The organism is Streptomyces sp. NPDC058964, assembly GCF_042741275.1.
Taxonomy (GTDB): Bacteria; Actinomycetota; Actinomycetes; order Streptomycetales; family Streptomycetaceae; genus Streptomyces.
In genome coordinates this window covers 1-4893 of sequence record NZ_JBHYKH010000342.1, presented here as the reverse complement: position 1 = coordinate 4893, position 4893 = coordinate 1, and the positions used below count along the sequence as shown (strand labels likewise).

The window sequence follows — 4893 nt, the reverse complement described above, 5'->3', positions numbered from 1 at the left end:
CTCCACCCCGCCCCCCCCAACACCCCCCTGGCCCGTATCCGCTCACGGGGCACTTCGTCTTACTCAGACGTGAATGGGGAAGCGGCGGTGGGGGACGACTTCAGGGGTTTCGACATCGCGCGGCGCGGCTACGACCGGGCCCAGGTGGACGCCTACCTGGCCCTTCTGGCGGACGGTACGGCCCCCGGCTCGCCGCCGGCCTTCGAGATCGTCCGCCGGGGGTACGACCGGGCACAGGTCGACGCACGGGTGACCGAGCTGCAGGCGCGCCCGGGTCCGTCCTGACCCGGCTCCCCGCTTGGCAGGGTGGCCGCCCGGCGCTACGTTCTGGCTGGTCGGCCGTGAGATCTGGGGGGCGGGGACAATGAGCCGGGACGAGTCGAGAGCCATTCGGGACACCGAACTGGAGAAGGACCGGGCCCGTTACGGGCTGCTCGCGGTGGTCATCAGCAATCTCGCGATCGCGGGAGTCGCAGTCTTCGGGGTGTGGCGGCTCAACGGCGACGAAGCGGTGATCGTCGGCGTGCTGACGTCCGCGTTCACCGCGGTCAGCGGCATGACCACCGCCTACCTCGGCATCAAGGCCGTCTCCAACACCGCCAGGTCCATCGCCCTGGGCGACGGCGCACGCCGTGGCGGCGACCCCGGCGGCTCCCCCTCCTAGGCCCCGTCGGGACCCGCGGCCGTGTGGTGGGCGCGGCCGAACAAAAGGGTTCGCCACGAATTTCCCCGAGGTGAGATCCTGGGTCGCGTATGTCTACGCACCCAGCCCCCTCCCTCGGCGCCCTCGCCCCCCGCCTGACCGAGCTGTCGCTGCGCGATGCGCACCGGCTCGGGCGCAGGCTCGAGGGTGCGCGCAAGATCCGTAAGCCCGAGGCCCGCACGGCTGTTCTCGCCGAGATCGAGACCGAGGTCGCCAAGGCCGAGGCACGGATGGGCGAGCGGCGTGCCCGTGTGCCCGCGGTCGGCTACCCCGGGCAGCTGCCGGTCAGCCAGAAGAAGGACGTGATCGCGGCCGCCATCCGTGATCACCAGGTCGTCATCGTCGCCGGTGAGACCGGGTCCGGCAAGACGACCCAGATCCCCAAGATCTGTCTCGAGCTGGGCCGCGGGGTCCGGGGCATGATCGGGCACACCCAGCCCCGCCGTATCGCCGCCCGTACCGTCGCCGAGCGAGTGGCCGAGGAGCTGGACACCCCGCTGGGGGAGTCGGTCGGCTGGAAAGTACGGTTCACCGACCAGGTGAACCCGGACGCCACCTTCATCAAGCTCATGACGGACGGCATCCTGCTCGCCGAGATCCAGACCGACCGCGAGCTGCGCGCCTACGACACGATCATCATCGACGAGGCCCACGAGCGGTCCCTCAACATCGACTTCCTGCTCGGCTATCTGGCCCAGCTGCTGCCGAAGCGGCCCGACCTCAAGGTCGTCATCACCTCGGCCACCATCGACCCCGAGCGCTTCTCCCGGCACTTCGGCGACGCGCCGATCATCGAGGTCAGCGGGCGGACGTATCCCGTGGAGGTCCGCTACCGGCCGCTCCTCGAAGAGGACTCCGCGGACGCCGACCGGGACCAGATCACCGCGATCACCGACGCCGTCGAAGAGCTGATGGGCGAGGGGAAGGGCGACATCCTCGTCTTCCTCTCCGGTGAGCGCGAGATCCGGGACACCGCGGACGCGCTGGAGAAGAAGAAGTACCGGTTCACGGAGATCCTGCCTCTGTACGCGCGGCTCTCCCACGCCGAGCAGCACCGTGTCTTCCAGCCGCACACCGGCCGCAGGATCGTTCTGGCGACGAACGTCGCCGAGACGTCGCTCACCGTGCCGGGCATCAAGTACGTCATCGACCCGGGCTTCGCCCGCATCTCCCGCTACAGCCATCGCACCAAGGTGCAGCGGCTGCCCATCGAGGCGATCTCGCAGGCCAGCGCCAACCAGCGCATGGGCCGCTGCGGCCGTACGTCCGACGGCATCTGCATCCGGCTGTACAGCGAGGACGACTTCGACGCCCGGCCCGAGTTCACCGACGCGGAGATCCTCCGTACGAACCTCGCCTCCGTCATCCTGCAGATGACCGCCGCCGGCCTCGGCGACATCGAGAAGTTCCCCTTCATCGATCCGCCGGACCACCGCAACATCCGCGACGGCGTGCAGCTGCTCCAGGAGCTGGGCGCCCTCGACCCCACGCAGAAGGACGTGCGCAAGCGGCTCACGGACACCGGCCGCAAGCTCGCCCAGCTGCCCGTCGACCCCCGCCTGGCCCGCATGGTCCTGGAGGCCGACAAGAACGACTGCGTCCGCGAGGTCATGGTCATCGCCGCCGGGCTGTCCATCCAGGACCCGCGCGAGCGCCCGGCCGACAAACAGACCCAGGCCGACCAGCAGCACGCCCGCTTCAAGGACGAGACGAGCGACTTCCTCGCCTATCTCAATCTCTGGCGCTACATCCGCGAGCAGCAGAAGGAGCGGGGTTCCTCCGCCTTCCGGCGCATGTGCAAGCAGGAGTACCTCAACTTCCTGCGCATTCGAGAATGGCAGGACATCTACACCCAGCTGCGCACGGTGGCCAAGCAGATGGGCATCCACCTCAGCGAGCGGGACGCCCCCGACGACCGCGTCCATGTCTCCCTGCTGGCCGGTCTGCTGTCGCACATCGGCATGAAGGACGTCAAGGACGGCTCGAAGAACGAGTATCTGGGGGCGCGGAACGCCAAGTTCGCGATCTTCCCTGGCTCCGCGCTGTTCAAGAAGACCCCGCGCTTCGTGATGTCGGCCGAGCTGGTGGAGACGAGCCGGCTCTGGGCCCGGGTCAACGCGAAGATCGAACCGGAGTGGGTCGAGCCGCTCGCCGGGCACCTGCTGAAGCGGACCTACAGCGAGCCGCACTGGGAGAAGGACCAGGCGGCGGTGATGGCGTTCGAGAAGGTCACGTTGTACGGCGTGCCGATCGTCACCGAGCGGAAGGTCAACTACGGCCGGATCGACCCCGAGGTCTCGCGCGAGCTCTTCGTCCGCAACGCACTCGTCGAGGGCGACTGGCGCACGCACCACAAGTTCTTCGCCGACAACCGCAGGCTCCTCAGCGAGGTCGAGGAGCTGGAGCACCGCGCCCGCCGCCGGGACATCGTGGTCGACGACGAGACGCTCTTCGACTTCTACGACCAGCGGGTCCCCGACCACGTCGTCTCCGGCGCGCACTTCGACTCCTGGTGGAAGCGCAAGCGGCACGAGCAGCCCGACTTCCTCGACTTCGAGCGGGAGATGCTCATCCGGGAGTCGGCGGAGGCGGTCACCAAGGCCGACTACCCCGACTCGTGGCGCCAGGGGCAGCTGAAGTTCCGGGTGACCTACCAGTTCGAGCCGGGCGCGGACGCGGACGGTGTGACCGTCCACATCCCGCTCCAGGTCCTCAACCAGGTCACGGACGAGGGCTTCGACTGGCAGATCCCGGGCCTGCGGGAGGAGTTGGTGACGGAGCTCATCCGTTCCCTCCCGAAGCCGATCCGCCGCAACTACGTGCCCGCGCCGAACTACGCGAAGGCCTTCCTGGAGAAGGCGGTGCCGCTGCAGGAACCGCTGACGGTCACGATGGCCCGCGAGCTGAAGCGGATCGTCGGCGTGCCCTTCGAGGCCGACGACTTCGACTGGACGCGTGTCCCCGAGCATCTGCGCGTCACGTTCCGGATCGTCGACGAGCGGCGCCGCAAGCTGGCCGAGGACAAGGACCTGGAGGCGCTGAAGCTCCGGCTGAAGCCGAAGGCCCGCCAGGCCCTCTCCCAGGCGGCGGCGGCCACGGCCGAGCGCCAAGGCGGGGAGTCCCTGGAGCGCAAGGGCCTCACCGGCTGGACGATCGGCACGCTCACCCGCGTCTTCGAGACCCGCCGGGCCGGCCAGCCGGTGAAGGCCTACCCGGCGCTGGTCGACGACGGCGACACGGTGTCGGTGCGCCTCTTCGACACGGAGGCGGAGCAGGCGGAGGCGATGTGGAAGGGCACCCGGCGGCTGATCCTGCGCAACATCCCGGTCAATCCGGCGAAGTTCGCGTCCGAGAAGCTGACGAACGCGCAGAAGCTCGCCCTGTCGGCCAATCCGCACGGCTCCATTCAGGCCCTGTTCGACGACTGCGCGATGGCGGCGGCGGACAAGCTGATCGCCGACTTCGGCGGCCCGGTCTGGGACGAGGAGTCGTACCGGAAGCTGTACGACAAGGTGCGCGCGGACATCGTCGACACGACGGTCCGTACGGTCGGGCAGGTGCAGCAGGTCCTCGCCGCCTGGCAGGCCTGTGAGCGCCGCCTGAAGGCTGTACGGAGCCCCGCGCTGCTGCCGAACCTGGCGGACGTACGGACGCAGTTGGACGCCCTCGTGAAGCCCGGTTTCGTGACGTGGGCCGGCATACGGCGGCTGCCCGACCTGATGCGTTACATGGTCGCGGCGGACCGGCGGCTGCAGCAGATGCCGACGGGGGTCCAGCGGGACACCACGCGCATGGAGAAGGTCCACGAGATGCAGGACGAGTACGCCTGGCTCCTGGAGCAGCTTCCGCAGGGCCGTCCGGTTCCCTCCTCCGTCCTGGACATCCGCTGGATGATCGAGGAGCTCCGCGTCAGCTACTTCGCCCATGCGCTCGGCACGGCGTACCCCGTGTCGGACAAACGGATCGTGAAGGCGATCGACGCGGCGGTGCCGTAATCGCTCGAGTACGTTGGGTGAGTTCGACCAGGGGCTCACCCTCCTGTACAGTCTCTTCTCGCAGCGCAACGCACAACAAGCGCCGCGAAACCTGGTCCTGTGGAGCAGTTTGGAGTGCTCGCCACCCTGTCAAGGTGGAGGCCGCGGGTTCAAATCCCGTCAGGACCGCAAGAACGAAGGCCCGCTTCCCTCGAG

At 68.7% G+C, this 4893-nt stretch carries 3 protein-coding genes and 1 tRNA gene; all 4 read left to right on the top strand.

Going from position 1 to position 4893, the window contains the following annotated elements:
* The first annotated feature begins 87 nt into the window (after window positions 1-87).
* The 4 genes from ACFW2E_RS32090 (at window position 88) to ACFW2E_RS32075 (ending at window position 4866) form a co-directional block, all read left to right on the top strand.
* On the top strand, window positions 88-285 hold the full coding sequence (locus ACFW2E_RS32090) for a DivIVA domain-containing protein (protein WP_384470933.1): 198 nt from the start codon (window positions 88-90) through the stop codon (window positions 283-285).
* 79 nt (window positions 286-364) lie between these two features.
* Window positions 365-664, top strand: coding sequence for a hypothetical protein (locus ACFW2E_RS32085; RefSeq protein ID WP_384470930.1), 300 nt, complete (start codon window positions 365-367; stop codon window positions 662-664).
* A gap of 89 nt (window positions 665-753) precedes the next feature.
* Window positions 754-4698, top strand: coding sequence for an ATP-dependent RNA helicase HrpA (hrpA, locus tag ACFW2E_RS32080; RefSeq protein WP_384470927.1), 3945 nt, complete (start codon window positions 754-756; stop codon window positions 4696-4698).
* A gap of 93 nt (window positions 4699-4791) precedes the next feature.
* Window positions 4792-4866, top strand: a tRNA-Asp gene (locus ACFW2E_RS32075).
* The last annotated feature ends 27 nt before the right edge of the window (window positions 4867-4893 follow it).

What these genes read in the sequence shown, in the direction of transcription:
- ACFW2E_RS32085 (WP_384470930.1), top strand. Translation starts at nt 365, where the DNA reads ATGAGCCGGGACGAGTCGAGAGCCATTCGGGACACCGAACTGGAGAAG.
- hrpA (WP_384470927.1), top strand. Translation starts at nt 754, where the DNA reads ATGTCTACGCACCCAGCCCCCTCCCTCGGCGCCCTCGCCCCCCGCCTG.